The sequence below is a fragment of the Tibeticola sediminis genome, assembly GCF_003843835.1.
Lineage (GTDB): Bacteria > Pseudomonadota > Gammaproteobacteria > Burkholderiales > Burkholderiaceae_C > Tibeticola > Tibeticola sediminis.
Map to the genome: position 1 here is coordinate 217,038 of NZ_RKQL01000004.1, position 26,067 is coordinate 243,104.

Below are 26,067 nucleotides of genomic sequence, written 5' to 3' on the forward strand. Positions count from 1 at the left end.
GATCAGGATGGACCGGGTCGTCAATCCGCATCCTCGCAGTCCTGTGCGGTTTCGACCCTGAGCGACCATGAAACACCCAAGCCTCACCATCATCCGCGACGAGCATTCGTCGCTCGCGGCCATGCTGCAGTCCATGCGGCTTCTGGTTGAACGCGGTCCGGGCGACCACCCCGAGCGATTCTTCGACGTGCTGCGCGCCATGCTGTTCTACATCGACGAGTTTCCCGAGCGCCTGCACCACCCCAAGGAGTCGGAGCTGCTGTTCCCGCGCGTCGCGCGCAAGGCGCCTGCGGTGGCCGAGACGATCGAGCGCCTCGAGCGCGACCACCAGAGCGGAGAGCGCCTGGTGCGCGAGCTGCAACACTTGCTGCTGGCCTGGGAGCTGCTGGGCGAGTCGCGGCGCGCAGCGTTCACCGAGGCGTTCCGCAAATACGTGGATTTCTACCTCGAGCACATGCGGATCGAGGAGCAGGTGATCCTGCCCGAGGCCGAGCAGCAGTTCAGCGACGCCGACTGGGCCGAACTCGACGCGGCCTTCGAACAAAACCGCGACCCGCTGACCGGCAAGTACCCGCCCGACCCAGCCTACGAGCGCCTGTTCACGCGCATCGTGATGAAAGCGCCCGCGCCGATCGGGCTCGGTGAAGACTGAGCGGCGCGGCGGCGCGGCGCCGCGCGAGCCGGCAATCGAGCACCGTTTTTCAGGCTTTTTGCCTGGAAGCCGGCGTCAAACGGCGATTTTTTGCTATCAATATAGGATTATTGACCCCCGGCATCCGCCAGGGTTGGATAGTCGGTGTAGCCATGCGCGCCGCCGCCGTAGAAGGTGCTGCGGTCGGGCGTGTTGAACGGGCCGCCGCGGCGCAGGCGTTCGACGAGGTCGGGGTTGGCGATGTAGGCGCGGCCAAAGGCGACGAGGTCGGCGCCGTGTTCGAGCGCCTGCTCGGCCAGTGCCCGGTCGTAGCCGTTGTTGACCATCCAGGCGCCGTCGCCGCCGTGGCTGCGCCAGGCGGTGCGCATGGCGTCGTAGTCGAAGGGGCGGTCCTCGCGCACGCGCGGGCCGCCGGTGGCCCCTTCGATGACATGGATATAGGCCAGTCCCAATGGGCCGAGGTGGCGGGCGACGTATTCGAACAGTGGCTGTGGATGGGGCTCGTCGATGTCGTTGGCGGGCGTGACCGGTGAGAGGCGGATGCCGGTGCGCCCTGCCCCGACCGCCTCGATCACCGCGCGCACGACCTCGAGCAGGAAGCGCGCCCGGTTCGGGATCGGTCCGCCGTAGTCGTCGCTGCGGTGGTTGGCGCTGCTTTTGAGGAACTGGTCGATCAGGTAGCCGTTGGCGCCGTGGATTTCCACGCCGTCGAAGCCCGCATCGATGGCAAAGCGCGCGGCATGGGCGTAGTCGCGCACGATGCCGGGAATTTCCTCGGCGTCGAGCGCGCGGGGGATGGAGGTTTCGACGAACACCGGCGCGCCGTCGCGGATCAGCACGGTTTTGGTGTGGGCGCGCACGGCCGAGGGCGCGACCGGCAGCGCATGGTGCGGCTGCAGGTCGACATGCGAGACCCGCCCGACATGCCAGAGCTGGGCGACGATGCGCCCTCCGGCTTCGTGGACGGCGCGGGTCACGCGCCGCCAGCCGTCGATTTGCTCGGTGCTGTAAAGCCCGGGCACGTCGGCGTAGCCCTGCCCCTGCGGGCTGATGGCGGTGCCCTCGCTCACGATCAGGCCCGCGCTGGCACGCTGGCGGTAGTACTCGGCCATGAGCGGCGTGGGCGTGCCGTTTGGTGCGCGGTTGCGCGTCAGCGGCGCCATGACGATGCGGTTGGGCAGCGCCAGGGCGCCGGCGCGAAAGGGGGTGAAGAGCTTGGACATGACGGCTCCGGGTCAGTGAATTTGGGCATAGGGTAACGCGGATGGACGCTTTGGACAGCGCCTGTGCGACATACAGCGCGCGTCGGATTGCGCCACACTCGGGCGATGTCGCCATCGAAGCCCGCCTCGACCGCGCGCGCCGCTGCGCCTGCAGAGTCCATCACGGAGCGTCCCAGCCCGGAGCCGCCGACGCACGTGGTGCTGGCGCGGGCGCTGGCTTTGTCCTTGGGTGCTGCAGTGTCGCTGGGCGTGACGCGGTTTGCGTATGCGCTGCTGTTGCCCCCGATGCGCGCCGACCTGGGTTGGAGCTACGCCCTGGCGGGCTCGATGAACACCGCCAACGCGCTGGGTTATCTGCTCGGTGCGCTGCTGACGCCGCGGCTCCTGGCGCGCTGGGGCGCGGCGGCGTTGCTGCTCTGGGGCTCGGTGGCGGCGAGCGTCTTCATGGGGCTGAGCGGCTTTTTCACCGATGCGACGCTGCTGCTGGTGCAGCGGCTGCTCGCCGGCGTGGCCAGCGCGTTCGTGTTCATCGCTGGGGGCGTGCTGGCGGCGCGGCTCGGCTCGTTGCAGCCGCGGCGCGCGGGCTTGTTGCTCGGCCTGTACTACGGCGGCACGGGTTTGGGCATCGTGGCTTCGGCGCTGCTGGTGCCGCTGGTCCTCGACGCGGTGCGGGCGCAGCCGCACGCTTGGGCCTGGGCCTGGTGGGCGCTCGCGCTCGTGTGTGCGGCCGCGACGGTGGGGCTGCGATGGCCGGCCAAAGCGCTACACGATCAGGAGCAACCTAAGGCCGATTCCAGCCGGCCCGGTTCTGCTGAGGACGCAAACCGGCGGGCAGGGCGTATGGCCTGGCGGCACTTTGCGGCGGCGCTCGCCGGCTACAGCCTGTTTGGCGTGGGCTACATCGGCTACATGACCTTCGTGATTGCGCTGCTGCGCGAGCGCGGTGCCAGCGGGGGCGAGGTGACGCTGTTTTACGCGCTGCTCGGGGTCGCGGTGATGGCGTCTTCGCGCATCTGGGCGGGTCTGCTCGACCGTGCCCGCGGCGGCGGTGCGCTCGCACTCCTCAATGCGCTCTTGGGTCTGGCGACGGTCTTGCCGGTGTTCACCGGGGCCTGGCCGGTGGTGCTGGCCTCGGGACTGCTGTTTGGTGCGGTGTTTCTCTCGGTCGTGGCGTCGACGACCGCTTTCGTGCGGCACAACCTGCCGCCTGCGCAGTGGGCAGGCGGCATCAGCGCGTTCACCATCGTGTTCGCGGCTGGCCAGATCGTGGGGCCGACCATCGTCGGCTGGATCGCCGACGGGCCCGGCGGGCTGGCGCGTGGGCTGGGATTTTCTGCGGGCGCGCTGTGGCTGGGTGCCTTGCTGGCGACGCGCCAGCGTCCCTTGGCTCAGGTCTGAGAGCGTGAGAAACCCCGGACTTCAGCGCACGACGAGCACCGGGCGCGTGGCCTGATCCACGATCTTGCGGGCGACGCTGCCGAGCATGAGTTTTTCGAGCCGGCTGCGGCCGTGCGAGCCCACGACGATCAAGTCGGCGCCGACGTCCTCGGCGGCTTTGAGGATGCCGGCGGCGACATGCGCGTCTTCGACGAGCAAGGTCTTGAGCTGCACACCGGCTTTTTCGGCGAGATCGGCAATTTCATTGAAGGCCCGGGTGGCCGTTTCCTGCGCTGCGGCAAGATAGGCCTGAAAACCCATGGGGTTGACTTCGCCGATGCCGAGGTAAGGATAGGGGTCGACGACAAAGACGGCGGTGAGTTGGGCGCCGTGGATGCGGGCAAGCTCAACCGCGCGGTGGGCGGCGTGGCTGGCGGCTTCGGAGCCGTCGGTGGCCAGTAGGATGTGTTTGAACATGGTCAGGGTCCTTTCAGGGGAAGGGCGGCGGGCCGGATGGCGCCGCCGCGCGTGGGGGCATTGTGCCGGGGTGGCGGGCGGCAGACTTGACGCGGCTCAATTTTCCGTCCGGGTCAGGGGTACAGGCCGCGCATCTCTCGCGCACGGAGGATGCGGGTGCAGGCCACGATGAAGGTGGCGGTGCGCAGGCTGACTTTTTTGTCTTGGGCCACCGACCACACGGCGCCGAAGGCCTCTTTCATGATGCGCACCAGGCGTGCGTTGATTTCATCCTCGGTCCAGAAAAAGCTGGAGAAGTCCTGCACCCACTCGAAGTAACTCACGGTCACGCCGCCGGCGTTGGCGATGACGTCGGGCACGACGAGGGTGCCGCGCTCGGCGAGGATGTCGTCGGCTTCGGGTGTAGTCGGTCCGTTGGCTCCTTCGATGACGAGGCGAGCGGAAATCCGCGCGGCGTTCGCGGTGGTGATCTGGCCTTCGAGCGCGGCGGGGATGAGGATGTCGCAGGGCACGTCCCAGAACGCGTCCGACGGCAGCGGCTCGGCCTCGGCATAGCCGGCAATGCTGCCGTGCTGTTTCACGTGGAACATCAACGCGGGGATGTCGATGCCCGACTCGCGGTACAGCGTCCCGGTGTGGTCTTGCACCGCCACGACGCGGGCGCCCGCCTCGGCAAAGAGCTTGGCTGCGATGCTGCCCACGTTGCCAAAGCCCTGCACGGCCACCCGTGCGCCGGCCACTTCGAGGCCCAGGTGGCGGGCGGCTTCGACGCCCACCGTGTAGACGCCACGACCGGTCGCTTCGCGGCGCCCGAGGGAGCCGCCGAGGTCGATGGGTTTGCCGGTCACGACGCCGGTCGCCGTCGTGCCCTCGTTCATCGAGTACGTGTCCATCATCCAGGCCATGACTTGTTCGTTGGTGTTGACGTCGGGCGCTGGAATGTCCTTGCTCGGGCCGATGATGATGCCGATTTCACTGGTGTAGCGGCGCGTGACGCGTTCGAGCTCGCCGAGGGAGAGGCTCTTGGGGTCGACCCGCACCCCGCCCTTGGCGCCGCCGAAGGGCACGTTGACGGCAGCGTTCTTGATCGACATCCAGGCGGCCAGGGCCATGACTTCGGACAAGGTGACGTCCTGGTGGAAGCGCACGCCCCCTTTGCCGGGCCCGCGGCTGGTGTTGTGCTGCACCCGGTAGCCTTCAAAGTGGGCGACGGTGCCGTTGTCGAGGTGGATCGGGACGTCGACGATCAGCGCGCGCTTGGGCCGCTTGAGTGTTTCCACCCAGCGGGCGAGATGGCCGAGGTAGGGGGTGACGCGGTCGATTTGTTGCAGGTAGATGCCCCAGGGACCGAGCCGGTCGCTGTGCAGATACGAGGGCAGGGCGTGCGCGGGGGTGTGGGATGCTGCTTGTGACATGCGATGGGTTTCCTTTTGGGATGAAGGGTTCGCGCGGGTGTGCGCGCGCTCGGCGCGGGTCGCGCCGAGCAAGCTTAATCCGCTTCGGACCGCAAAAATCGGGCCTGCGGGTTTCCCCCGGGGTGCTTAGCGCGCGCCCAATGGCCCTTCCCTCTTCAGCTTTCCCTCCCCAACAGTTCCCCCAAACGCCGGCGAACCGATAAAATTGGCGCCCCTCATCCGGCAGGGCGTGCGCCATCTTGCTGCCGCGTCAGCCCCCCTCTCCCTTGGTGCTCGACATGCTTTATCCCGAAGAATTCGACGTCATCGTCGTCGGCGGCGGCCATGCCGGCACGGAAGCGGCGCTGGCCAGCGCGCGCATGGGTTGCCGCACGCTGCTGCTCACGCACAACATCGAGACGCTCGGGCAGATGAGCTGCAACCCCAGCATCGGCGGCATCGGCAAGGGGCATTTGGTCAAGGAGGTGGATGCGCTTGGCGGCGCGATGGCGCTGGCCACCGACGAGGCGGGCATTCAGTTCCGCATCCTCAACAGCTCCAAAGGCCCGGCGGTCCGGGCCACGCGCGCGCAGGCCGACCGCGTGCTCTACAAGGCGGCGATCCGGCGGCGGCTCGAGAACCAGCCGAACCTGTGGCTGTTCCAGCAGGCGGTCGACGACCTGATGGTCGAGGGCGATGGGGATGGGGCGCGGGTGACGGGCGCGGTCACGCAAATCGGCATCCGTTTTCGGGCGCGTGCGGTGGTGCTGACGGCGGGGACTTTTCTCGACGGCAAGATTCATGTGGGGCTGCAGCACTACGCCGCGGGCCGCGCGGGCGACCCGCCGGCGGTGTCGCTCTCCGCGCGCCTCAAGGAGCTCAAGCTGCCGCAAGGCCGGCTCAAAACCGGCACGCCGCCGCGCATCGACGGCCGCACCATCGATTTCTCCAAGTGCACGGAGCAGCCGGGTGACGGCATGCCCGGTGGCCTGCCCGGGCCGGTTCCGGTGTTCAGTTTCATGGGCCGGCCGGACATGCACCCGCGGCAACTGCCGTGCTGGATCACGCACACCAACGAGCGCACGCACGACATCATCCGCTCGGGCTTCGACCGCAGCCCCATGTTCACCGGCAAGATCGAAGGCGTGGGGCCGCGCTATTGCCCGAGCGTCGAAGACAAGATCAACCGCTTTGCGGGCAAGGACAGCCACCAGATCTTCCTCGAGCCCGAGGGGCTGAGCACCCACGAGTTCTATCCCAACGGCATTTCCACCAGTCTGCCCTTCGACATCCAGTATGCGATGGTTCGCAGCCTGCCGGGGCTGGAGCACGCCCACATCCTGCGGCCCGGCTACGCGATCGAGTACGACTACTTCGATCCGCGCGGGCTCAAGCGCAGCTTCGAAACCAAAGCGATTTCGGGTCTGTTCTTCGCCGGCCAGATCAACGGCACGACGGGCTATGAGGAGGCCGCGGCCCAGGGCTTGTACGCCGGCATCAACGCGGCGCTTCAGGTCCGGGGTGAAGCGCCCTGGGTGCCGGCGCGCGACGAGGCGTATCTCGGAGTGCTGGTCGACGACCTGGTCACGCAGGGCGTGACCGAGCCCTACCGCATGTTCACGAGCCGCGCGGAGTTTCGCCTGCAACTGCGCGAGGACAATGCCGACCTGCGTCTGACGGAGACCGGCCGTCGCCTGGGCCTCGTCGACGACGCGCGCTGGGAGGCGTTCTGCCGCAAGCGCGATGCGGTTTCACGTGAAACCGAGCGCCTCAAGTCGACCTGGGTGAACCCGCGCATCCTCAGCGCCGCGGAGGCCGAGCGGGTGTTGGGCAAACCCATCGAGCGCGAATACCCCTTGTTCGAATTGATGCGCCGCCCGGGTGTGGGCTATGCCGAACTGATGGGTCTCGAAGGGGGGCGTTGGGCGCCGGCGCCGCAGCCCGACGATGCGGATGGGCGCCCGCTGGTTTCACGTGAAACACTGGGCGAGCTTTACGCGGCCGTGGTCGAGCAGTTGGAGATCGCGGCCAAATACGCGGGCTACATCGAGCGGCAGAAGGACGAGGTGGAGCGGGCGGCGGGCCACGAGTCTTTGCGCCTGCCCGAAGACCTGGACTACACCCAGGTCAGCGCGCTGTCGATCGAGGTGCGGCAAAAGCTGCAAAAACACCGCCCGGAAACGCTGGGCCAGGCCGCGCGCATCTCGGGCGTGACCCCGGCAGCCATCTCGTTGTTGCTGATCCATTTGAAGAAAAAGGGCTACAAGGACTTTGGCGGTGCGCGCGGGCCGAAGGTGGCTTCGCCGGTGGATTTGGCGCAGGATGCGGCTGAGCCCGCGGCCGTGCCCGGGGTGGCGGCCTCGTGACGGCGACGCCTCGCACCCAGGCGGTCGCCGCGCTGCGCGGGCCTTTGCGCGCAGGCGCCGAGGCGCTGGGCTGGGCGCTGACCGAGGCGCAGCTCGAGGCCTTGCTGGATTACCTCGAGCTGATCGCCAAGTGGAACCGGGTCTACAACCTCACGGCGGTGCGCGAACCGGCCGAAATGCTGACCCACCATGTGCTCGACAGCCTGGCGGTCGTCGGGCCCTTGCGGCGGCAGCTTCAGGCGCAGGGTCTGGCGGGGCCGCGGCGGGTGCTCGATGTGGGCTCGGGAGCCGGCCTGCCGGGCGTCGTGCTGGCCTTGTGCGCGCCTGAGCTCGAGGTGAGCTGTGTGGACACGGTGGCGAAGAAGGCGGCTTTCATCCAACAGGCGGCGGTGGCCTTGCGCTTGCCGAACCTGCGGGGCCTGCATGCACGGGTCGAGACGCTGTCCGCCGCGCGCGGCCAGGCGTATGACGTGGTGACCTCGCGCGCGTTTGCGTCGCTCTCCGACTTCACGCGCTGGTCGCGGGCGGCCTTGGCCGAAGGGGGCTTTTGGATGGCGATGAAGGGGCGCGTGCCCGACGACGAGATCGCCGCGCTGCCGCCCGAGGTGTCGGTGTTTCACGTGGAACGTCTCACCGTGCCGGGCTTGGACGCCGAGCGTTGCATCGTTTGGATGCGGCCCGCCTCGCTGCACGACGCCGCACTCACGTAAACTCGGCGTTCTGGCCGAACCGACCCCGGCGGCCGCTCTTTGGAAAGTTCCCAGCATGTTCGGCATTGCGGATTACGGCGCCTTCGTTGCCGCGGTTGTGTTGTTCCTGGCGATTCCGGGGCCGGGCAATCTTGCGCTCATCACCTCGACCGCCAAGGGCGGCGTGCGCGGTGGGCTGGCGGCGACTTTGGGCGTCATCGCCGGCGACCAGGTGCTGATGTGGATGGCGGTGGCCGGCGTGGCCGCGCTGCTGGCGGCCTGGCCGGTGGCGTTTGCGGCGGTGCAGTGGCTGGGCGCGGCGTATCTGGCCTGGTTGGGCTGGAAGATGCTCATGGCCAAGCCCGGCGCCAAGCCCGTGCTGCACATCGAGCCGCACCACTATTTCCGGCAGGCGGCGGCGATTACGCTGCTCAACCCCAAGGCCATCGTGTTTTACATGGCTTTCTTCCCTTTGTTCGTCGACCCCGCGCATCATCAGGGGCTGCTGACCTTTGGCGTCATGGCCGCCACCATTGCAGGGTTGACCTTCGTCTACGGCGCCGTCGTCGTGCTGCTCGCGCATGTTTTGGCCGCGCGGCTGCGCGCGATGCCGGTGCTTGGGCGCACGCTCGAGAAGATCGCCGGGGTGTTCCTGATCGGCTTTGGCGTGAAGCTGGCCTTGTCGAAGTAAAGCCCGACGGGCGCAACAGAGGGGGAGGGTCGCGTGGCGCGGATTTTCTGTGTAGCCAACCAAAAAGGCGGGGTCGGCAAGACCACCACCACCGTGAACCTGGCGGCGGGGCTGGCCAAGGTCGGCCAGCGCGTGCTCATGGTCGACCTCGACCCGCAGGGCAACGCCACCATGGGCTCGGGCGTCGATAAGCGGGAATTGCGTCTGAGCGTCTATGACGTGTTGCTCGGGGCCGCTGAGGTCCGCGAGGCCGCCTTGGCTGCGGAGCGCGCAGGCTACGCCGTGTTGGGCGCGAACCGTGAACTCAGTGGCGCGGAAGTCGAGCTCGTCGGGCTGCCCCAGCGCGAGAAGCGCCTCAAAGCGGCGCTCGCCGCCGTCGATGCGGACTATGATTTCGTGCTGATCGACTGCCCGCCGAGCCTGAGCCTGCTCACGCTCAACGGTTTGTGCGCCGCGCACGGCGTGATCGTGCCCATGCAGTGCGAATACTTCGCGCTCGAAGGCTTGACCGACCTCGTCAACACCATCAAGCAGGTGCACGCGAACCTGAACCCGGAACTGAAGATCATCGGTCTGTTGCGCGTCATGTTCGACCCGCGCATCACCTTGCAACAACAGGTCAGCGAACAACTCAAGGCGCATTTCGGCGCCAAGGTGTTCGACACCGTGATTCCGCGCAACGTGCGCCTGGCCGAGGCGCCGAGCTACGGCCTGCCGGGCGTGGTGTTCGACCCCTCGGCCCGTGGCAGCCTGGCCTTCGTCGAGTTCGCCCGCGAGATGGTCGCGCGCGCGCAGCGGCCCGATTTTCAGTAGGTTTCAAAGCTTTTCGCCGGAACCCTAGCGCCAAATGGTCAGATTGCGCTATCAAAAAGTGAACGCACGGGGTGGTCGATGAGCCCGCTCGCCCCCGTGCTGACCCTGCCCGGCTGGCTCGGCAGCGGCCCAGACCACTGGCAAAGCCGCTGGGAGGCGCTGTACGGCTTCACCCGCGTGGAGCAGCACGACTGGCTGCGCCCGCTGCGCGGCGACTGGAGCGCGCGGCTCGACGAGGTGCTGCTCGAGCAGCGCGAGCCCGTGGTGCTGGCCGCGCACAGCCTGGGCTGCATCCTGGTCGCCTGGTGGGCCGCGCACTCGCGCCACACCGACCGCGTGCGCGGCGCGCTGCTGGTTGCGCCGCCCGAGGTGGAGCGCGAGGACCTGCGGGCGCAGATCCCCGGCTGGGCGCCGATTGCCCGCACGCGGCTGCCATTTCCGTCCACCGTCGTGGCCAGCATTGATGACCCCTATGGCTCGGCCGAACACGCCGCGGCGCTGGCGCTGGCCTGGGGCAGCGGCCTTTTCATCGCCGGCGCGCGCGGCCACCTCAACGCCGACTCGGGCCTGGCCGACTGGCCCGAAGGCGTCGCCTTGTTGCAGGCGCTGCGCGAAGCTGCGGTATCAGCACCCGATTGACTTTCAAGGAATTTCCCATGGCCACCAAAAAACCCAAAGGGCTCGGACGCGGGCTCGAAGCCTTGCTTGGGCCGACCGTTCAGGAGCGCTCCGGGAGCGATGCCGCCGCGCCGGCCGCCGATTCGGCGCCCGCGAGCTTGCCGCTCGAACGGCTCGTGCCCGGCCGCTACCAGCCGCGCACGCGCATGGACGAGGGCGCGCTCTATGAACTCGCCGAGTCGATCAAGGCGCAGGGCATCATGCAGCCGATTCTGGTGCGCCGCCTCAGCGCCGAGGACGCTGCGCAGCGGCGCGCGCAGGGCGGCGCTGCCGATGCAGCGAACGCCGCCACGCCGCTGTATGAAATCATCGCCGGTGAGCGGCGTTTCCGTGCTGCGGCGCTGGCAGGCCTCGCGGAAGTGCCGGTGCTGGTGCGCGAGGTGGACGATCAGGCCGCGGCGGCGATGGCGCTGATCGAGAACATGCAACGCGAGGACCTCAACCCGCTCGAAGAAGCGCAGGGCTTGCAGCGGCTGATCCGCGAATTTGGCTACACCCACGAGCAGGCCGCGCAGGCGGTGGGCCGCTCGCGCTCGGCGGCGTCCAACCTGCTGCGGCTCCTGAATCTGGCCGAACCGGTGCAGACCATGCTGATGGCGGGCGACCTCGACATGGGCCATGCGCGCGCGCTGCTCGCCCTCGAGCGCGCAGCGCAGATCACGGCCGCGAACCAGATCGTGGCCAAGTCGCTCTCGGTGCGCGAGGCCGAGGCGCTGGTGAAGAAGATCGGCGCCGAATTCGCGCTGGCGCCGCAGAAGGCGCGCAAGGAAAAGTCGCGCGACTTGAAGCGCGTCGAAGAGGAACTGTCCGACCACTTCGCTGCCGAGGTCGAAGTGCGCATCAAGAAACGCGTCAAGCGCGCGGGTCGGGTGGACGAGGCGGGGGAACTGGTGCTGCACTTTGCCTCGCTCGACGAGCTCAACGGCCTCATCGAGCGGTTGCGCGCGGCCTGAGTCCGCCGCGAGGAGCCGCGTCGCCCAGTTCTTTCGAGGCCACGGCCGGGCGCGCCGTCCCAGGACTCATACACCTTGCCTGAGCGTCGTTGCCCTTCCAGGGGCGCCGCGTGTTCCTACAGCTGGAAAATCTTGCCCGGGTTGAGGATGTTCTTCGGGTCGAGTGCACGTTTGATGGTGCGCATAACCTCAATGGTGCCGGCGCCGGCTTCTTCGACGAGGAAATCCATCTTGTGCAGGCCGACGCCATGCTCGCCGGTGCAGGTGCCGCCGAGCGTGAGCGCGCGCCGCACGAGCTGGTGGTTCAGTGCCTCGGCTTGGGCGCGCTCCTCGGCGCTGTTGGGGTCGATCAGGTAGCCGAAGTGGAAATTGCCGTCGCCCACATGGCCGACGAGGAAATACGGAATGCCGCTCGCGTCGGCTTCGGCCACCGAGTCGAGCAGGCAGTCGGCCAGCCGGCTGATCGGCACGCAGGTGTCGGTGGAAATGGCGCGGCAACCCGGGCGGCTTTGCACCGCGGCGAAATAGGCGTTGTGCCGCGCCGTCCACAGCCGTGTGCGCTCCTCGGGCGTGCTTGCCCATTCGAAGTCCTGGCCGTGGTTTTCATGGGCGATGGCCTGTACGGTTTCGGCCTGTTCCTTCACGCTGCTGGGCGAGCCGTGAAACTCCATCAGCAGCAGATGCGCCTCGCGCAGCCCGAGCTTGCTGTGCGCGTTGACCATCTTCACGGTGTTCGCGTCGATCAGCTCGCAGCGCGCGATCGGCACGCCGAGCTGGATGGTTTCGATGGTGGTCTGCACCGCGTCGGCGATGGTGGGGAAGGAACAAATCGCAGCCGAGATGCCCTCGGGCAGCGGGTAGACGCGCAGGCTCAGTTCGGTGATGACGCCGAGCGTGCCCTCGCTGCCGACGAACAAGCGCGTGAGGTCGTAGCCTGCGCTGCTTTTTTTGGCGCGCGTGCCGGTGCGGATGACCTCGCCGCTGGCGGTGACGACCTCGAGCGCGAGCACGTTCTCGCGCATGGTGCCGTAGCGCACGGCGTTGGTGCCGCTGGCGCGCGTGGCGGCCATGCCGCCGAGGCTGGCGTCTGCGCCAGGGTCGATCGGAAAGAACAGGCCCAGGTCTTTGATGGCCTCGTTGAGTTGCTTGCGCGTGACCCCCGGCTGCACCGTGACCGTGAGATCCTCACCGTTGACCGCCAGCACCCGGTTCATGCGCGATACATCGAGGCTGATGCCGCCTTGCACCGCCAGCAAATGCCCTTCGAGCGAAGAGCCCACGCCAAACGGAATCACCGGCACCTCATGCTGCGCCGCCAGCCGCACGGTGTCGGCCACGTCGGCGGTGCTCTCGGCAAACACCACGGCCGCGGGCGGCGGCACATTGGTGAATGGCGACTCGTCGCGCCCGTGTTGCTCGCGCACCGCCTGCGCGGTGGACAACTGCGCACCGAAGCGCGCGCGCAGCGCTTCGATCAGCGCGGGCGGCACCGGGCGTTGGTGAACTTCGGGCAGCAGATGGGTGGGGGTGGAGGGTGCGTTCATCGAGGGCTCCGGTTCAGCCTTGCGGCGGCGATGGCGGCAGTTTACGGCGAGTCGATGGCCCTTCGCATGGCCCGTCGCACGGGCCGCGGCATACTCGCCCCCGGGGCCGCGACGCACCGCGCGGCCCGAACCCTGCCAGGAGCACCACCATGGGAAAACGCCTCACGCAAATCGCGACCCGCACCGGGGACGACGGCACCACCGGCCTGGGCGACAACACGCGCGTCTCCAAAAACAGCCTGCGCGTGCACGCCATGGGCGATGTGGACGAACTCAATTCGCACATCGGCCTCTTGCTGTGCGAGCCCATGCCCGACGACGTGCGCGCGCTGCTGGTGCGCATCCAGCACGAGCTGTTCAACCTCGGCGGCGAGTTGTCCATTCCCGGCTTCGAACTGCTCAAACCCGAGGCGGTGGCCGGGCTGGACGCCGCGCTGGCCCAGCACAACGCCACCTTGCCCAAGCTCGAGGAGTTCATCCTGCCCGCGGGCACGCGCGCAGCCGCGCAAGCCCATGTGTGCCGCACGGTGGCGCGCCGCGCCGAACGAGCGGTGGTGGCGCTCGGGGCGCAAGACGCGCTGCGGCCCGCCCCGCGGCAGTACCTCAACCGCCTCTCGGACCTGCTGTTCGTTCTCGCCCGCGTGCTCAATCGTCACCGCCCCGACGGCAGCGTGGGCGACGACGTGTACTGGAACAGTGCACGGCTGGCGGCGGCGACCGATCCCAAGAATAAAAAAGATAGCGCTACCTGACCGTTTGGCGCTGGGGTCCGGGGGGAAACCTCCAAAAAAACGCTCAGGAGCTCTCGCCCAGCCCCTGGGTGAGTCGCTCGCCCATCCAGCGCAGCAGGTCGAGCCACATCTGCCGCATCTCGGCGTCCAGCGGCGTGCGCAGCGCGTTGGGCAGCTCGATGGTCACCACCGGCACGCGCTTGTGCACGCCGCCGTAGTTGCCCAGGCTGCCCGGGTAGATGCCCACCTGGTCGAGGTACAGCCGCCCCAGGCGCGAGGGCGGCACACTTGGGCCGTCGAAATCGAGCACGCCGTAGGGCGCATGGATGCTCACGATCAGATGCGGTCGGAACTGCTCCATCTGCTCGTGCAGGTAGTGGCTCTCGGGTTCGGACAGCGGGGCCGGGCCAGGCCAGCGCCGCGGGTCGCGGCGGGTGCGCTGCTCCCAGTAGCGCGGCGCCTCGCGCGCCCAGCCAGGCGTCGGGAAGTTGCGGTTGAGGTCCACCCCGTGCGCATTGGTGCGCCGCGGCGGCGTGGCCACCAGGCCGTCGGGGTTGAGCACCGGCAGGAAGCGCCAGTGCACCGGCCGTGCGAGCTGCACGCCCTCGCGCGCGGCCAGATGCAGCCAGTGCAGCGCCACCGAGGCCGAGGACAGCTCGTCGCCGTGAATCGCGCCCACCACCAGCACGCGCAGCGCCGCGCCGCGGCCGCGCTCGGGCGCACCGCCGCGGGCCTCGCCCTCGGTGCCGGCGGTGTGCGCGTCCGCCTGCAGCAGCACACCGCCCTGCACCGATCGCACGGGCGCTGCCGTCAGACCGAGCGTGCGGCACAGCGCGGCCGCCACGCGCGGCAGCCGCGGCAACAGCGCCAAACAGCCGCGCTGCGCCACGTCGGCGCCCGCGGACAAACCCGCAGCCGAAGCCGTCGAGGTCGCGGGTGCCGCAACCGCAGCGGGGCCCGCGTGGGCCGTGTGCGCGAGCACCAGCGCCCCGCAGGCCACCAGCAGCCATCGAAGAACCGAAGAAACCGGAAGGGCAGAGGAACACATGGGGCAAGGCCCGGGTCAGCCAGCGACGCGCCCGAGGATAGCGGAGCCGGGCACGTGGGCGCAGCGCTCCCCCGAACGGTGAACGGCCTCTGCACCCAATTCCCTCTCAGCCTCTCAAGCAACGCGCAATACGTTCCCGCGATGGTGCGCCGCGCATGCCGGCGAGGCCAGCGGGTGCATTGGCCCCAGGCCGGGGCAGGGCGGCGCCGATGCGCGATACTGCGCGGCCGTCCACGCCCGCGCCGCTATGACCGAGCCCCATCCCGACGCCCGCAGCCCCGCGTTTTCCACGCCCGAGTTTCGTGCGGCGTTGGGCATGTTCGCGACCGGCGTCACCATCGTCACTGCGCGCCGCAGCGACGGCACGCTCGTCGGGCTGACGGCCAACTCCTTCAACGCCGTCTCGCTGCAGCCGCCGCTGGTGCTCTGGAGCCTTTCGCACGCGGCGAGTTCTTTGGCCACATTCGCGCAGGGCACGCACTACGCGATCAATGTGCTCGCCGCTGATCAAAAGACGCTGGCCGAGCGCTTTGCCACGCGCGGGGTGGACCGCTTTGCCGGCGTGGCTTGGACCGAGGGCGCCAGTGGCGTGCCGCTGATCGAAGGTGCCGCCGCGCATTTCGAATGCTTCAACCGCAGCCGCTACGACGAGGGCGACCACGTCATCTTCGTCGGCGAAGTCGAGCGCTGCAGCCACCGGCCAGGCGCCTCGCCGCTGCTCTACCACGGCGGGCGGTTCTACACCGAGCATCCGTTGTAGCTTCGGGCAAGGCTGAGCCAGTCCCTCGCGCGCTGTCGCCTGCCCGACGGGCGAGCCGTGCATCCGCATCTATTCTTGTTGCATGACCGCACCGCGCAAAGATCATCTCGACGCCACCGCGGTGGCGGTGTTGCTGGCCTGCAGCCTGTTTTGGGGCTTTCAGCAGGTGTTGGTGAAAGCCACGCTGTCCGAATTGCCGCCGGTGTTTCAGGCGGGCTTGCGGCTCGTGGGGGCGGCGGTGCTGTTGCTCTTGTGGGCGCGGGCGCGCGGTTGGGCGCTGTGGACGGCGGACGGTACGGCTGCGGCCGGGCTGCTCGCGGGCGCCTTGTTCGCGGCGGAGTTTGCGTGCATCTACCTGGGCTTGCAATACACCACCGCTTCGCGTCTGACGGTGTTTCTCTACACCTCGCCGTTCTGGGTCGCAGCCTTGCTGCCGCTGTGGGTGCGCGGCGAGCGGCTGCGCACGCCGCAGTGGCTGGGCATGGCGCTGGCGTTTGCCGGCGTGCTGCTGGCGCTGCGCGAGGGCTTTGCCGGGCAGGGGGCGGCAGCGACCTGGCGCGGCGACCTGCTCGCGCTGGCCGCCGGGCTGCTCTGGGGGTTGACCACGGTGACGATCCGCGCCACGCGGCTCGCGCAGGCGAGCGCGCCGCGGGTGCTGTTGTGGCAGTTGGGCGTGGGCGGCTTGGCCCTGCCGCTGTTGTCGCTTGCCCTCGGCGAGCGCTGGAGCTGGGCGTGGAGCCCGTTTGCCGCCACGTCGATGGCTTTGCAAACCGTCGTGGGCGCGTTCGCGAGCTACCTCGCGTGGATGTGGCTGCTGACGCGCTACCCGGCGACGAAGATGTCGGTGTTCGTGTTCCTCACGCCGGTGTTCGCGCTGCTCACAGGCGCGTTGTGGCTGCAGGAGCCGGTGACGCCCAGCCTGCTCGCCGCGCTCGTCCTGGTGGCCGCGGGCATCGTTGCGGTGAATCGGCGGCGCGTCTAGGGCGACGCTGAATCAGTTCCCGTGAGGTTCGGCGCGCGAGGGACTCATTTCATGTTTCCTCAATCCCCCCTCGTGCGCGCCAGGTATCGCTGCGCATAGTCCACATACCAAGCCAGGCAGCCGGGGTTGGCCATGGCTTCCTTGTTGATGACTTTGTCCAAGGGCTGGCCGAGCAGCAGGCGCTTGATGGGCAGTTCCTGCTTCTTGCCCGAGAGGGTGCGCGGAATCTCGGCGACCTGCTCGATGGCGTCGGGCACGAAGCGCGGCGAGAGCGCTCGGCGGATGGCGTCGGCGATCCGCGCGCGCAGCGCTTCATCGAGCACCTGCCCTTCGCGCAGCACCACGAACAGTGGCATGAAGCTCGGCCGGCCGAGGTATTCGAGGTCCACCACCATGGAGTCGAGCACTTCGGGCAGGGCTTCGACGGCGCTGTAGATCTCGCTCGTGCCCATGCGCAGGCCGTGGCGGTTGATGGTGGCGTCGCTGCGGCCGTAGATGACGCAGGAGCCGTCGGGGAAGATGCGCAGCCAGTCGCCGTGCCGCCAGACGGCGCCGGCCGAGGCGTCGAGATCGCCGCCGCCGGGTTTGCGTCCGTGTCCAGCGGGGTAGGCTTCGAAGTAGCTCGCACGGTAGCGCGAGCCGTCGGCGTCGCCCCAGAAATACAGCGGCATGGAGGGGATGGGCTGGGTGCAGACCAGTTCGCCCACGGCGTCGATGACGGGCTCGCCGGCCTCGTTCCAGGCCTCGACCGCGCAGCCGAGCAGTCGGCACTGCATGCGCCCGGGCGTTTGCGGCAGCTCGCGGTGGCCGCCGATGAAGGCGCCGGCAAAGTCGGTGCCGCCGCTGATGTTGCACCACCAAATGTCGCCGCCGTCGGGTCGCGGCTGTCGCTGGGCCAGCGCCGCGAACTGCTCGGTGCCCCAGCGCTGCGCGTCCTCCGATAAGGGCGAGCCGGTGGTGCCGAGCGCGCGGATGCGCGAGAGGTCGCCGCAGGTTGAGAGGTCGACCCCAGCCTTGAGGCAGTTGGCGTAGAAGGCTGCGCCCGCGCCAAAGAAGCTCACGCCCGTGTCGGCGGCCAAGCGCCACAGCGTCGTCCAGTCGGGCCGCTCCTTGCTGCCGCCGGGGTTGCCGTCGTAAATGACGCAGGTGGTGCCGTTGAGGAGGCCGCTCATCTGCGCGTTCCACATCACCCAGCCGGTGGAGCTGTACCAGTGGTAGCGCTCGCCAAAGCTGTTCGCGGCATAGCTGCAGCCCACGTCGTTGTGCAGCACTTTGAGCGCGAGCGCGACCAGCACGGTGCCGCCGTGGCCGTGCACGATCGGCTTGGGCAGGCCGGTGGTGCCGCTGCTGTAGACGATCCACAGCGGGTGGTCGAACGGCAGCCATTCGGGTTCAAAGGCCGCGGCTTCGGCATTGTTTCGGCCGGTTGCCCGCGTGAAGTCGTCACAGGGCAATCCAAAATCAGGAGCGCTCTGGCTCGTCCCGAGGTTGTCCCACAGCAGTACCCGGCGCACGCTGGGCAGGGCGGCGCGCAGCTCTGCCATCACGCCGAGGCGGTCGTGGTCGCGGCCGCCGTAGCTCACGCCGTCGCAGCCGATCAGCAGCACCGGCTCGATCTGGCGGAAGCGGTCGAGCACCGCGGCCGTACCCATGTCGGGCGCGCAGATGCTCCAGACCGCGCCGATCGCCGCGCAGGCGAGAAAAGCCACCATGGCCTCGGGCACGTTGGGCAAATACGCGGCCACGCGGTCGCCGCGCTGCACGCCCGCTTCGCGCAGGGCCAGCGCGAGCGAGGCGACCTGACGGCGCAGCTCGGGCCAGGAGAGTTCCGTGTGCCGGCCGCGCTCATTGCGCGCGACGACGGCCGGCAGACCCGCGGCATGCGCGGGCGCCACATGGCGGAACACCTGCTGCACATAGTTGACCTGCGCGCCCGGAAACCACACCGCGCCGGGCATCACGTTCCGGGCCAGCACCGCGTGGTGGGGCGTGGGCGACTGAAGATCGAAGTAATCCCAGATGCTCTGCCAAAAAGCGTCGAGCTCGGTGGTGGACCAGCGCCACAGCGCGTGGTAGTCGGCAAAAGCCAGGCCGCGTTCGCGCGCCAGCCACTGCTGGTAGAGACGAATCTGCGGCACGTAGGGCGGTGGGCTCGACGGGGTGAGGGCAGCGGACATGGCGGATGCGGGCAAGCGGGGGCAGGGGGGGGCAAGGGGGCCGAAGCAGCGCGGGGAAAACGATAGCGCAGCTGCGTCCCGCTGTGCACCGGGGCTGGCCCGAGCCGCCGTCGCGTGGGCGACGCTGGGGTGGCTCAGCGCGTCAGCAAGCGCCAGACCATCTCCAGTCCGGCGGCGAAAAGGTCGGTGCCGGCGGCGCCGTCGCCGGTGGTGCCGAGCAGGCTGCTGCGGCGCTCTGCGCGTTCTTCGCGCAGCACGCGCTCGCGGTCGCGCTCGATCATGATGAGCGCATCGGCCAGGCCCAGCGGCTGCACTGTGCCGGCCTGTGCGGCGATGCGGGCGTAACCGCCGAGCGCGGCCTCGACGGCCTTGGGGTCGAGCAGCGCCAGCGGCGAGCGGCAGTGGCTGCAGGCATCCTCCCGACGCACATCCACCGGCGCGCCGCAGCTCGCGCAGCGAATGACGCCCACACGCTGCGCGATGTCCTCGATCTCCGGCCGCGTGAGGTGGCGCGCGAAGCCCTTCTCCACCATGAACGCGGAGAAGGTCGCTGCCCGCCCGTGCCCGCGCGGGCAGCGGTGGGTGAGGTAGCGGCCGTGCTTGACCACGTCGTAGCCGTCGGTGAGCGCGCTGGCGCAGCGCGGGCAGGCCAGCCGGGCGGCCAGCGAATGGTGGCCTTCGTCGCGGTGGGCATGCAGCACGCGCAGCAGCTGCACCACCGACGCAGCCGACAGCAGCAGGTTCTCGCGCGGGTCGAACCAAAGCAGCTGGCAGGCGAAGCACAGGTCGAGCTCCAAGGCCTCGCCGCGCTGGCTGTGCAGGTCGAGCACCTGCATCGCGCCGCGGCAGGACGGGCAGGCAAGCCGGCCGGTGCGGGCGGTGGGCGTTGAAGTGGCTTCAATATTCATAGCAATACCTGACCAGATGGCGCTGGGATTTCGGCAGAAAACCTCGAGATCCCCGTTTTGCGCAGCCCCCGCGGGCGTGGCGGGTTTCCTCAAGGTGTGCGCAGAGCCCCCGCGCTGCTTGCTGGGGGCGCATCTTGGGCACGGCCATTTTTCTCTCACCCGTTCACGGCTTCTCAGAGGCTGAGAGGGAATTGGGCGTGCCCGAAGAGGCGCCACAAAGCGCGTCCGAGTAGGCGCAAAGCACAGCCGTAGCTCGGGCTACGGCGCGCATTTGCAACGCCCTCTGGCGTGTTTTGGGACGTCAGAGCGGGCATGACCAATTCCCTCTCAGCCTCTCAGGCCAGCGCCGCGGCCACGGCGCTGCCGAGGTCGGTGGTGCGGGCCTTGCCGCCCAGATCCGGTGTGCGCGGGCCGTCGCGCAGCACGGTTTCGATGGCGCGCACGATGCCGTCGTGCGCGGCGCGCCAGCGCGCGTCGCAACTGCTGCGGCCGCCAAGGAAGTCGAGCATCAGCGCGCCCGACCAGATCATCGCGATCGGGTTGGCGATGCCGCGGCCCGCGATGTCGGGCGCGGAGCCGTGCACCGGCTCGAACAGGCTCGGCCAGCGCCGCTCGGGGTTGAGGTTGGCCGAGGGCGCGATGCCGATGGTGCCGCAGCACGCCGGACCCAGGTCGGAGAGGATGTCGCCAAAGAGGTTGGTCGCGGCCACCACGTCGAAGCGCTCGGGCTGCAGCACGAAGCGCGCGCACAGGATGTCGATGTGCTGCTTGTCCCAGGCGACGTCGGGGTAGCGCGCCGCGGCTTCGGCGCAGCGCGCGTCCCACCAGGGCATCGAGATCGAAATGCCGTTGCTCTTGGTGGCGAGCGTGAGCGTCTTGCGCGGCCGGCTGCGCGCGAGCGCGAAGGCGAAGTTCAGCAGCCGCTCGCTGCCGGTGCGCGTGAACACCGACTCCTGCACCACGAACTCGCGCTCGGTGCCCTCGAACATCACGCCGCCCACGCTCGAATACTCGCCCTCGGTGTTCTCGCGCACGATCAGCATGTCGATGTCGCCGGCCTTGCGTCCGGCCAGCGGACAGGGCACGCCGTCGAACAGACGCGCGGGGCGCAGGTTGATGTACTGGTCGAACTCGCGGCGGAACTTCAAGAGCGAACCCCAGAGCGACACATGGTCGGGCACGGTGGCGGGCCAACCGACGGCGCCGAAATAAATCGCGTCCATGCCCGCGAGCTGCGCCTTCCAGTCGCTCGGCATCATCTGCCCGTGCGCCAGGTAATAGTCGCAGTGCGCCCAGTCGAAGGCGTGAAATTCCAGCGGCAGCGCCCAGCGCCGCGCGGCCGCTTCGAGCACGCGCAAGCCTTCGGGCATGACTTCACGGCCGATGCCGTCGCCGGCGATGACGGCGATGCGCGCGACGGGTTGTGTGGGGTAACTCATGTCAGTGGGGCACCGTGGGTGGGGTGAGCAGGCTGCCGGGGGTGTTGGGGGTGTTGGGGTTGGGGCGCCGCTCGGCTTCGCCGACGATACGGCCGTCCACGAGTTCGATGATGCGGTCGCAGCGTGCGGCCAGCCGCGGATCGTGCGTGACGATCAAACAGGCGCTGCCGTGGTCGCGGTTGAAGGCGCGCAGCAGTTCGAACACCGCGTCGGCGCTGGCGGTGTCGAGGTTGCCCGTGGGCTCGTCGGCGAGGATGAGCCGGGGCCGCAAGGACAGCGCCCGCGCGATCGCCACGCGCTGCTGCATGCCCCCCGAGAGCTCGCCCGGCCGCTTGGCCATCGCGGCGCCCAGCCCCACGCGCGTAAGCAGCTCGGCCGCGCGGGCCTCGGCCTCCGGCGTGGCCACGCCATGCGTGATGATGGACGGCAGCAACACGTTCTCGAGCGCCGTGAACGCGGGCAGCAGATGGTGGTACTGGAACACGAAGCCGATCGTGTGGCCGCGCAGCGCGGTGAGTGCCGCATCGTCGAGCGCAGCGGTGTCGTGCCCGTCGATCACGAGCCGCCCGGCGCTCGGTCGCTCGAGCAGCCCGATGAGGTTGAGCAAGGTGCTCTTGCCCGAGCCCGAGGGCCCCGTCAGCGCCACGAACTCGTGCGCGGAGAGGCTCAGGTCGATGCCGTGCAGCACCTCGGTCTCAACCGGCGTGCCGACGTTGTAGCTCTTGCGCACGCCGTCGAGCTGCAGCACCGCGTCTTCGCGCGCAGGGTTCGTGGCCAGGGCTGTGCTCATGTGCGGATCGCCTGCACCGGGTCCATGCGTGCGGCCCGTCGGGCGGGAATCCAGGCCGCGAGCAGGCCCACCCCACACGCCACCAGCGAAGCCAGCACCACGAGCCTCGGGTCGAGTTCGGCGCTGAACAGCGGCCCGCCGTCGCCCGGGTTCTTGAACACGCGCGAGAACACCACCAGCAGCGTGTAAGCCAGGCCCGAACCCAGCGCCGAGCCCGCCAGCCCCACGATACCGCCCTGCAGCAGAAACACCGCCATGATCTGCCGCTGCCCCGCGCCCATGGCGCGCAGGATGCCGATCTCGCGCTGCTTTTGCACCACGCTCACCACCAGCACGCTGGAGATTCCCAGCGCGACGATGATGACGACGAAGCTGCGAATCAGGTTGTTCGACACCGATTGATTCGACAGCGCCGTGAGCAGGCCCGAGTTGGTCTGCATCCAGCTCTCGACCGTCAGCCCGGTCTGCGCGCGCAGCGCATCGGCGACCGCGTCTGCACCGAAGAGGTCACGCACGGTGAGGTCGAGGTTCGAGACCCCGCCCGAGAGGTCGAGCAGCGTCTGCGCGAGCTTGAGCGGCACGAACACCCAGCGCCGGTTGAGATCGCGGTTGCCCATGTCGAACAGGCCGGTGATGGTGAGCGTCTCGCTGCGCCCGTTGGCCGTCGTCACACGGATCTTGTCGCCCACGGTCACGCCGAGGTCGGCCGCGAGCTCGGTGCCGATCAGCGTCTCGCTGCCGCTGACTTCGAAACGGCCGCGCACCATCTTGTCGTCCATGCGCACCACGCGCCGGTACGCGTCGGGCACCATGCCGATGAGCGCCACGCTCTTGTTCGAGTTGCCGCGCAGCGCAAACGCCGGACCGCTGACGACGGGCGAGACGGCCAGCACCCCCGGGTGCGCCGCCGCGAGCCGCGCGATGCGCTCCCACTGATCCACCGAGCGCAGCCGCTGCTCGCGCGGCTGCACGATGGCGGCAATGGCGCGCTGCGCGTCCGCTTGCAGCACGCGCTGGGTCGTCTCTTCGAGCGGACGGATCACCACATGCGCTTGCGAGCCCAGCACCCGGTCGATGATCGAATCTTGCAGCTGGTTGATGAGCTGGGTCAGAAAGATGATGACCGCCACACCCCCGGTCACGCCCGCCAGGATCAAGGCGCTTTGCATGCGCCCCTCGCGCAGAAAGCGCAGCGCCACCAGCGCCTCGAACGGCAGGCGACGTGCCCAAGGGCTCAACGCGGGACGGGTGCGGGCGGGGGCCATGGCGGTGGTCGGCAAGGCGGAGGGTGCTCGGCGTTTCAGCGCGAAATCATGCCCTGCGGCACGTCCATGGGCCGCTGGGCGTCACTGCGGGCGACTTCGCGCACGCGGTCGCCCGGCGCGGCTTTTTCGGTCTGCGGGATCACGCGCGCGCCCTCGGCCAGCCCCTCGGTGATTTCCACCGCACCAATCCCGCGCAGGCCGAGCTTGACCGGCACGCGCGCAGCCCGGCCTTCCTGCACGACCAGCACCCACGGGGCCTCGCGGTCGGCGTCACGCACCGCCGCCGCCGAGAGCACCAGCGCATCTTTCTTCTCGCCGCCCAGGATCTCGACCGACACCGTCATGTCCGGTCGCAAAAAGCCGGGCGGCTGCGGCACCGCGAGCCGCACGGGCACGGTGCCGCGCTGCGCATCGACCGCCGGCGCGATCCATGACACGGTGGCCGCAAAGCTTTGCCCGGGGTAGGCGTCCGCCACCGCCTGCGCGGCCATGCCGACCGAGACGAGCCGCAGGTTTTTCTCGTCGATCGCCGCGTCGATGCGCAGTGGACCCTCGGCGGCCAGGCCCAGCAGCGCACGGCCCGGCTGCGCCATCGAGCCCGGCTCGACATGGCGCGTGAGCACCATCGCGTCGACGGGGCTGGCGAGGTTGAGCCGCGCGAGGCGCGCGCGCGCAGCGGCCAGTGCCGATTCGGCCTGTTCCACGCGGGTGCGGACCAGCCGCGCGCCCACCTCGCCCGGTGCGTTGGCGCGCGCTTGCACCCGCGCGGCTTCCAAGGCGCTGCGGGCGTTGGCCAGCGCACGTTCGGCTTCATCGGCCTTTTGCGGTGCGAAAAAGCCCTGCGCGACCAAAGCGCGGGCGCGCTCGGCCTCGCGCTCGGCGGTTTTCAAGTTCGCCTCGGCCTGGGCGAGCGCCTGCGCGCTCACCGGCGCCGTCACGCCGCTTTGCTCGCGCGCGCGCTCGCGTGCCTCGAGCAGCGCCGCTTCGGCCTGCGCCAGCGCCGCGCGGGCCTCGTCATCGGAGAGCCGCACGAGGACTTGCCCCGCGCGCACGCGGTCGCCCTCGCGCACCCGCACCTCGCGCACCGTGGCCGTTACTTCCGAGCCCAGGTCGATGCGCGCGCTCGCTTCGACCCGGCCCGTGGCCACGACCGACTGCGCAATCGCGCCGCGCGTTACCGCCACCGTGCGCACCGGCACGCCGCGCGTGGTCCCCAGCGCCACCGCGGCCAGCACCACGAGCACCGCTGCCGCGCCCAAGCCCCACTTCATGCGTGTGTCCATGGGGCGCAAGCGTAGCAGGGCTGCGCGGCGCCCTGCCGGCGAGGGGCCTTTTTGTTGCGCTGCACGATGGACAGCGGCGGCTTTGCCACTACGATCGCGCCGGTTCAATCACCCGGAGAAGAAAATGCCCCTGTTCGACTGGAAAGAAAAAAGCCCCGAGGTGCTTGCCACCGGCGGCGTCATCGGCCCGGATGAGCGCCTGCCCTGGCCGCAGACCACCGTGATGGGGCTGCAGCATGTGGTGGCCATGTTCGGCGCCACCGTGCTCGCGCCCATCCTCATGGGCTTCGACCCCAACGTCGCCATTTTGATGAGCGGCATCGGCACGCTGATCTTCTTCGTGCTCACCGGTGGCAAGGTGCCGAGTTACCTCGGCTCGAGCTTTGCCTTCATCGGCGTGGTGATCGCCGCCACCGGCTACGCGGGCAAGGGGCCCAACGCCAACATCGCGGTGGCGCTCGGCGGCATCATCGCCTGCGGCGCGCTCTACACCCTCATCGGCGCGCTGGTCCAGGCCATCGGCACGGGCTGGATCGAGCGGCTCATGCCGCCCGTGGTGACGGGCGCGGTGGTGGCCGTCATCGGCCTGAACCTCGCGGGGATCCCGGTGAAGAACATGGCGGCGTCGAACTTCGACAGCTGGATGCAGGCGCTGACCTTCGTCTGCGTGGGGTTGGTGGCTGTGCGCACGCGCGGCATGGTGCAGCGGCTGTTGATTTTGGTGGGCTTGATCGTGGCGAGCATCCTTTACGCGGTGCTCACCAACGGCCTGGGGCTGGGCAAGCCGCTGGACCTCTCGGGCATTGCCAACGCGGCCTGGTTCGGCGCGCCGCAGTTCGCCGCGCCGGTGTTCAGCGGCCCGGCGATGCTGTTGATCGCGCCGGTGGCGATCATTCTCGTCGCCGAAAACCTCGGCCACCTCAAGGCCGTGACCGCCATGACCGGCAAGAACCTCGACCCCTACATGGGCCGCGCCTTCATGGGCGACGGCATCGCCACCATGGTCTCGGGCGCGGTCGGCGGCACGGGCGTGACCACCTATGCGGAAAACATCGGCGTCATGGCCGCGACCAAGATCTATTCCACCGCGGTGTTCCTCGTCGCGGCGCTCATCGCCGTGCTGCTGGGTTTTTCACCGAAGTTCGGCGCGCTGATCCAGGCCATTCCGCTGCCGGTGATGGGGGGTGTCTCGATCGTGGTGTTCGGCCTCATTGCGGTGGCCGGCGCGAAGATCTGGGTCGACAACCGCGTGGACTTCTCGGACAACCGCAACCTCATCGTCGCGGCCGTGACGCTGGTGCTCGGAACCGGCGACTTCACCCTCAAGTTCGGCGATTTCGCCCTCGGCGGCATCGGCACCGCCACCTTCGGCGCCATCGGCCTTTGGGCGCTGTTGGGTGGGCGGCGGTAAGGCTGCGCAATCGCCTCCCTCTCGGGGCCCGCACCCCATCGGACCTGCGGCTACCATCGCGGCCATGGACCAGAAGAAGCATTTCTTGCGCCGCCTCCGCTGGGCGGTCTACGCGGCACCGGGTGCGGCGGCAGCCGAGGGGCTGCGCACGGGCTCACCTGGCGCTGGGGAAGCGTTGCTCGCGGTGGCGGGGGTCGTTGCGGCCTCGGCGGTGTTGCTGGCGGTGCTGGCGGCCTTGATCGTTCTCGTGCTGCCGCGGCGTTGGGCGCGCCCCAAGCGCTGGCTCGTCGCGCTGGCCATCGCTCCGCTGGGCTTCGGCGTCCTGGTGCTGGTGGCCTCGGGCCTGGGCTGGTTGCAGCCGCTGGTGGCGCAGTGGTTGCTGCCGGCCCCGGCGCCCTGAACCTGGGCAGATCACG

At 69.2% G+C, this 26,067-nt stretch carries 24 protein-coding genes; 13 read left to right on the forward strand and 11 right to left on the reverse strand.

The window, feature by feature from the left end:
- Positions 1-67: 67 nt before the first annotated feature.
- Positions 68-652 carry a hemerythrin domain-containing protein gene (locus EDC62_RS09645; protein ID WP_124223079.1) on the forward strand — a complete coding sequence of 195 codons (585 nt, stop codon included), beginning with the start codon at positions 68-70 and terminating at the stop codon, positions 650-652.
- Positions 653-759: 107 nt separating this feature from the next.
- Here EDC62_RS09645 and EDC62_RS09650 read toward each other — a convergent pair whose 3' ends face one another.
- The gene (locus EDC62_RS09650) at positions 760-1,875 is read right to left on the reverse strand and encodes an alkene reductase (protein ID WP_124223081.1); all 1,116 of its coding nucleotides are present in this window, start codon (positions 1,873-1,875) and stop codon (positions 760-762) included.
- A 105-nt stretch (positions 1,876-1,980) separates the two neighbouring features.
- On the opposite strand from EDC62_RS09650, the gene EDC62_RS09655 reads away from it, so the two are divergent.
- Positions 1,981-3,273: a YbfB/YjiJ family MFS transporter gene (locus EDC62_RS09655; RefSeq protein ID WP_124223083.1), complete on the forward strand. Its 1,293-nt coding sequence runs from the start codon at positions 1,981-1,983 to the stop codon at positions 3,271-3,273.
- A gap of 21 nt (positions 3,274-3,294) precedes the next feature.
- On the opposite strand, the gene EDC62_RS09660 is transcribed toward EDC62_RS09655, so the two are convergent.
- Positions 3,295-3,729: a universal stress protein gene (locus EDC62_RS09660; RefSeq protein WP_124223085.1), complete on the reverse strand. Its 435-nt coding sequence runs from the start codon at positions 3,727-3,729 to the stop codon at positions 3,295-3,297.
- A 113-nt stretch (positions 3,730-3,842) separates the two neighbouring features.
- Positions 3,843-5,144, reverse strand: a complete 1,302-nt coding sequence (locus tag EDC62_RS09665) for a Glu/Leu/Phe/Val family dehydrogenase (protein ID WP_124223087.1) — start codon at positions 5,142-5,144, stop codon at positions 3,843-3,845.
- Positions 5,145-5,422: 278 nt separating this feature from the next.
- Here EDC62_RS09665 and mnmG point away from each other — a divergent pair, with 278 nt between their 5' ends.
- The 6 genes from mnmG to EDC62_RS09695 all read left to right on the forward strand — a co-directional run bounded on the left by mnmG (position 5,423) and on the right by EDC62_RS09695 (position 11,313).
- Positions 5,423-7,489 (forward strand): tRNA uridine-5-carboxymethylaminomethyl(34) synthesis enzyme MnmG, encoded by a 2,067-nt coding sequence (gene mnmG / locus EDC62_RS09670; protein WP_124223089.1) that lies wholly within the window; start codon positions 5,423-5,425, stop codon positions 7,487-7,489.
- Positions 7,486-8,199: a 16S rRNA (guanine(527)-N(7))-methyltransferase RsmG gene (gene rsmG / locus EDC62_RS09675; RefSeq protein WP_245968830.1), complete on the forward strand. Its 714-nt coding sequence runs from the start codon at positions 7,486-7,488 to the stop codon at positions 8,197-8,199. The genes mnmG and rsmG overlap by 4 nt, the downstream gene beginning before the upstream one ends.
- Before the next feature lie 55 nt (positions 8,200-8,254).
- Positions 8,255-8,869, forward strand: coding sequence for a LysE family transporter (locus EDC62_RS09680; RefSeq protein WP_124223091.1), 615 nt, complete (start codon positions 8,255-8,257; stop codon positions 8,867-8,869).
- Between the two features lie 33 nt (positions 8,870-8,902).
- Positions 8,903-9,682: a ParA family protein gene (locus tag EDC62_RS09685; protein WP_124223093.1), complete on the forward strand. Its 780-nt coding sequence runs from the start codon at positions 8,903-8,905 to the stop codon at positions 9,680-9,682.
- Positions 9,683-9,760: 78 nt separating this feature from the next.
- Complete coding sequence (locus tag EDC62_RS09690) at positions 9,761-10,321, forward strand: RBBP9/YdeN family alpha/beta hydrolase (protein WP_124223095.1); 561 nt, start codon at positions 9,761-9,763, stop codon at positions 10,319-10,321.
- Between the two features lie 17 nt (positions 10,322-10,338).
- Positions 10,339-11,313: a ParB/RepB/Spo0J family partition protein gene (locus EDC62_RS09695; RefSeq protein ID WP_124223097.1), complete on the forward strand. Its 975-nt coding sequence runs from the start codon at positions 10,339-10,341 to the stop codon at positions 11,311-11,313.
- A gap of 116 nt (positions 11,314-11,429) precedes the next feature.
- Here EDC62_RS09695 and EDC62_RS09700 read toward each other — a convergent pair whose 3' ends face one another.
- Positions 11,430-12,857 (reverse strand): FAD-binding oxidoreductase, encoded by a 1,428-nt coding sequence (locus EDC62_RS09700; protein WP_124223099.1) that lies wholly within the window; start codon positions 12,855-12,857, stop codon positions 11,430-11,432.
- 149 nt (positions 12,858-13,006) lie between these two features.
- Between EDC62_RS09700 and EDC62_RS09705 the strand changes: the two genes are divergently transcribed.
- Positions 13,007-13,609, forward strand: coding sequence for a cob(I)yrinic acid a,c-diamide adenosyltransferase (locus tag EDC62_RS09705; protein ID WP_124223101.1), 603 nt, complete (start codon positions 13,007-13,009; stop codon positions 13,607-13,609).
- Between the two features lie 43 nt (positions 13,610-13,652).
- Here EDC62_RS09705 and EDC62_RS09710 read toward each other — a convergent pair whose 3' ends face one another.
- Complete coding sequence (locus tag EDC62_RS09710) at positions 13,653-14,636, reverse strand: M14 family zinc carboxypeptidase (protein ID WP_124223103.1); 984 nt, start codon at positions 14,634-14,636, stop codon at positions 13,653-13,655.
- Positions 14,637-14,883: 247 nt separating this feature from the next.
- Between EDC62_RS09710 and EDC62_RS09715 the strand changes: the two genes are divergently transcribed.
- Positions 14,884-15,396 (forward strand): flavin reductase family protein, encoded by a 513-nt coding sequence (locus tag EDC62_RS09715; protein WP_124223105.1) that lies wholly within the window; start codon positions 14,884-14,886, stop codon positions 15,394-15,396.
- A gap of 82 nt (positions 15,397-15,478) precedes the next feature.
- Positions 15,479-16,378 (forward strand): DMT family transporter, encoded by a 900-nt coding sequence (locus EDC62_RS09720; protein WP_124223106.1) that lies wholly within the window; start codon positions 15,479-15,481, stop codon positions 16,376-16,378.
- Positions 16,379-16,437: 59 nt separating this feature from the next.
- Here the strand turns inward: EDC62_RS09720 and EDC62_RS09725 are convergent, their stop codons facing one another.
- The 6 genes from EDC62_RS09725 to EDC62_RS09750 all read right to left on the reverse strand — a co-directional run bounded on the left by EDC62_RS09725 (position 16,438) and on the right by EDC62_RS09750 (position 24,240).
- Complete coding sequence (locus EDC62_RS09725; RefSeq protein ID WP_124223108.1) at positions 16,438-18,555, reverse strand: acetoacetate--CoA ligase; 2,118 nt, start codon at positions 18,553-18,555, stop codon at positions 16,438-16,440.
- Positions 18,556-18,689: 134 nt separating this feature from the next.
- Positions 18,690-19,463, reverse strand: a complete 774-nt coding sequence (locus EDC62_RS09730) for a TFIIB-type zinc ribbon-containing protein (protein WP_124223110.1) — start codon at positions 19,461-19,463, stop codon at positions 18,690-18,692.
- 335 nt (positions 19,464-19,798) lie between these two features.
- The gene (locus EDC62_RS09735) at positions 19,799-20,902 is read right to left on the reverse strand and encodes a tartrate dehydrogenase (protein WP_124223112.1); all 1,104 of its coding nucleotides are present in this window, start codon (positions 20,900-20,902) and stop codon (positions 19,799-19,801) included.
- Position 20,903: 1 nt separating this feature from the next.
- Complete coding sequence (locus tag EDC62_RS09740) at positions 20,904-21,692, reverse strand: ABC transporter ATP-binding protein (RefSeq protein ID WP_124223114.1); 789 nt, start codon at positions 21,690-21,692, stop codon at positions 20,904-20,906.
- On the reverse strand, positions 21,689-22,957 hold the full coding sequence (locus EDC62_RS09745; protein WP_124223117.1) for an ABC transporter permease: 1,269 nt from the start codon (positions 22,955-22,957) through the stop codon (positions 21,689-21,691). The genes EDC62_RS09740 and EDC62_RS09745 overlap by 4 nt, the downstream gene beginning before the upstream one ends.
- Before the next feature lie 35 nt (positions 22,958-22,992).
- Entirely contained in the window at positions 22,993-24,240 is a 1,248-nt protein-coding gene (locus EDC62_RS09750; RefSeq protein WP_124223119.1) for an efflux RND transporter periplasmic adaptor subunit, read from the reverse strand.
- A 124-nt stretch (positions 24,241-24,364) separates the two neighbouring features.
- Here EDC62_RS09750 and EDC62_RS09755 point away from each other — a divergent pair, with 124 nt between their 5' ends.
- Together EDC62_RS09755 and EDC62_RS09760 are read left to right on the forward strand one after the other, a co-directional pair.
- Positions 24,365-25,651, forward strand: a complete 1,287-nt coding sequence (locus tag EDC62_RS09755) for a solute carrier family 23 protein (RefSeq protein WP_124223121.1) — start codon at positions 24,365-24,367, stop codon at positions 25,649-25,651.
- A gap of 64 nt (positions 25,652-25,715) precedes the next feature.
- The gene (locus EDC62_RS09760; RefSeq protein ID WP_124223123.1) at positions 25,716-26,051 is read left to right on the forward strand and encodes a hypothetical protein; all 336 of its coding nucleotides are present in this window, start codon (positions 25,716-25,718) and stop codon (positions 26,049-26,051) included.
- Positions 26,052-26,067 lie beyond the last annotated feature (16 nt).

Bases quoted from the DNA above. Each gene is read 5' to 3' on its own strand.
- EDC62_RS09645 (WP_124223079.1), top strand. From the start codon at position 68: ATGAAACACCCAAGCCTCACCATCATCCGCGACGAGCATTCGTCGCTC.
- EDC62_RS09650 (WP_124223081.1), bottom strand. From the start codon at position 1,875: ATGTCCAAGCTCTTCACCCCCTTTCGCGCCGGCGCCCTGGCGCTGCCC.
- EDC62_RS09655 (WP_124223083.1), top strand. From the start codon at position 1,981: ATGTCGCCATCGAAGCCCGCCTCGACCGCGCGCGCCGCTGCGCCTGCA.
- EDC62_RS09660 (WP_124223085.1), bottom strand. From the start codon at position 3,729: ATGTTCAAACACATCCTACTGGCCACCGACGGCTCCGAAGCCGCCAGC.
- EDC62_RS09665 (WP_124223087.1), bottom strand. From the start codon at position 5,144: ATGTCACAAGCAGCATCCCACACCCCCGCGCACGCCCTGCCCTCGTAT.
- mnmG (WP_124223089.1), top strand. From the start codon at position 5,423: ATGCTTTATCCCGAAGAATTCGACGTCATCGTCGTCGGCGGCGGCCAT.
- EDC62_RS09680 (WP_124223091.1), top strand. From the start codon at position 8,255: ATGTTCGGCATTGCGGATTACGGCGCCTTCGTTGCCGCGGTTGTGTTG.
- EDC62_RS09690 (WP_124223095.1), top strand. From the start codon at position 9,761: ATGAGCCCGCTCGCCCCCGTGCTGACCCTGCCCGGCTGGCTCGGCAGC.
- EDC62_RS09695 (WP_124223097.1), top strand. From the start codon at position 10,339: ATGGCCACCAAAAAACCCAAAGGGCTCGGACGCGGGCTCGAAGCCTTG.
- EDC62_RS09700 (WP_124223099.1), bottom strand. From the start codon at position 12,857: ATGAACGCACCCTCCACCCCCACCCATCTGCTGCCCGAAGTTCACCAA.
- EDC62_RS09705 (WP_124223101.1), top strand. From the start codon at position 13,007: ATGGGAAAACGCCTCACGCAAATCGCGACCCGCACCGGGGACGACGGC.
- EDC62_RS09710 (WP_124223103.1), bottom strand. From the start codon at position 14,636: ATGTGTTCCTCTGCCCTTCCGGTTTCTTCGGTTCTTCGATGGCTGCTG.
- EDC62_RS09715 (WP_124223105.1), top strand. From the start codon at position 14,884: ATGACCGAGCCCCATCCCGACGCCCGCAGCCCCGCGTTTTCCACGCCC.
- EDC62_RS09720 (WP_124223106.1), top strand. From the start codon at position 15,479: ATGACCGCACCGCGCAAAGATCATCTCGACGCCACCGCGGTGGCGGTG.
- EDC62_RS09725 (WP_124223108.1), bottom strand. From the start codon at position 18,555: ATGTCCGCTGCCCTCACCCCGTCGAGCCCACCGCCCTACGTGCCGCAG.
- EDC62_RS09730 (WP_124223110.1), bottom strand. From the start codon at position 19,463: ATGAATATTGAAGCCACTTCAACGCCCACCGCCCGCACCGGCCGGCTT.
- EDC62_RS09735 (WP_124223112.1), bottom strand. From the start codon at position 20,902: ATGAGTTACCCCACACAACCCGTCGCGCGCATCGCCGTCATCGCCGGC.
- EDC62_RS09740 (WP_124223114.1), bottom strand. From the start codon at position 21,692: ATGAGCACAGCCCTGGCCACGAACCCTGCGCGCGAAGACGCGGTGCTG.
- EDC62_RS09745 (WP_124223117.1), bottom strand. From the start codon at position 22,957: ATGGCCCCCGCCCGCACCCGTCCCGCGTTGAGCCCTTGGGCACGTCGC.
- EDC62_RS09750 (WP_124223119.1), bottom strand. From the start codon at position 24,240: ATGGACACACGCATGAAGTGGGGCTTGGGCGCGGCAGCGGTGCTCGTG.
- EDC62_RS09755 (WP_124223121.1), top strand. From the start codon at position 24,365: ATGCCCCTGTTCGACTGGAAAGAAAAAAGCCCCGAGGTGCTTGCCACC.
- EDC62_RS09760 (WP_124223123.1), top strand. From the start codon at position 25,716: ATGGACCAGAAGAAGCATTTCTTGCGCCGCCTCCGCTGGGCGGTCTAC.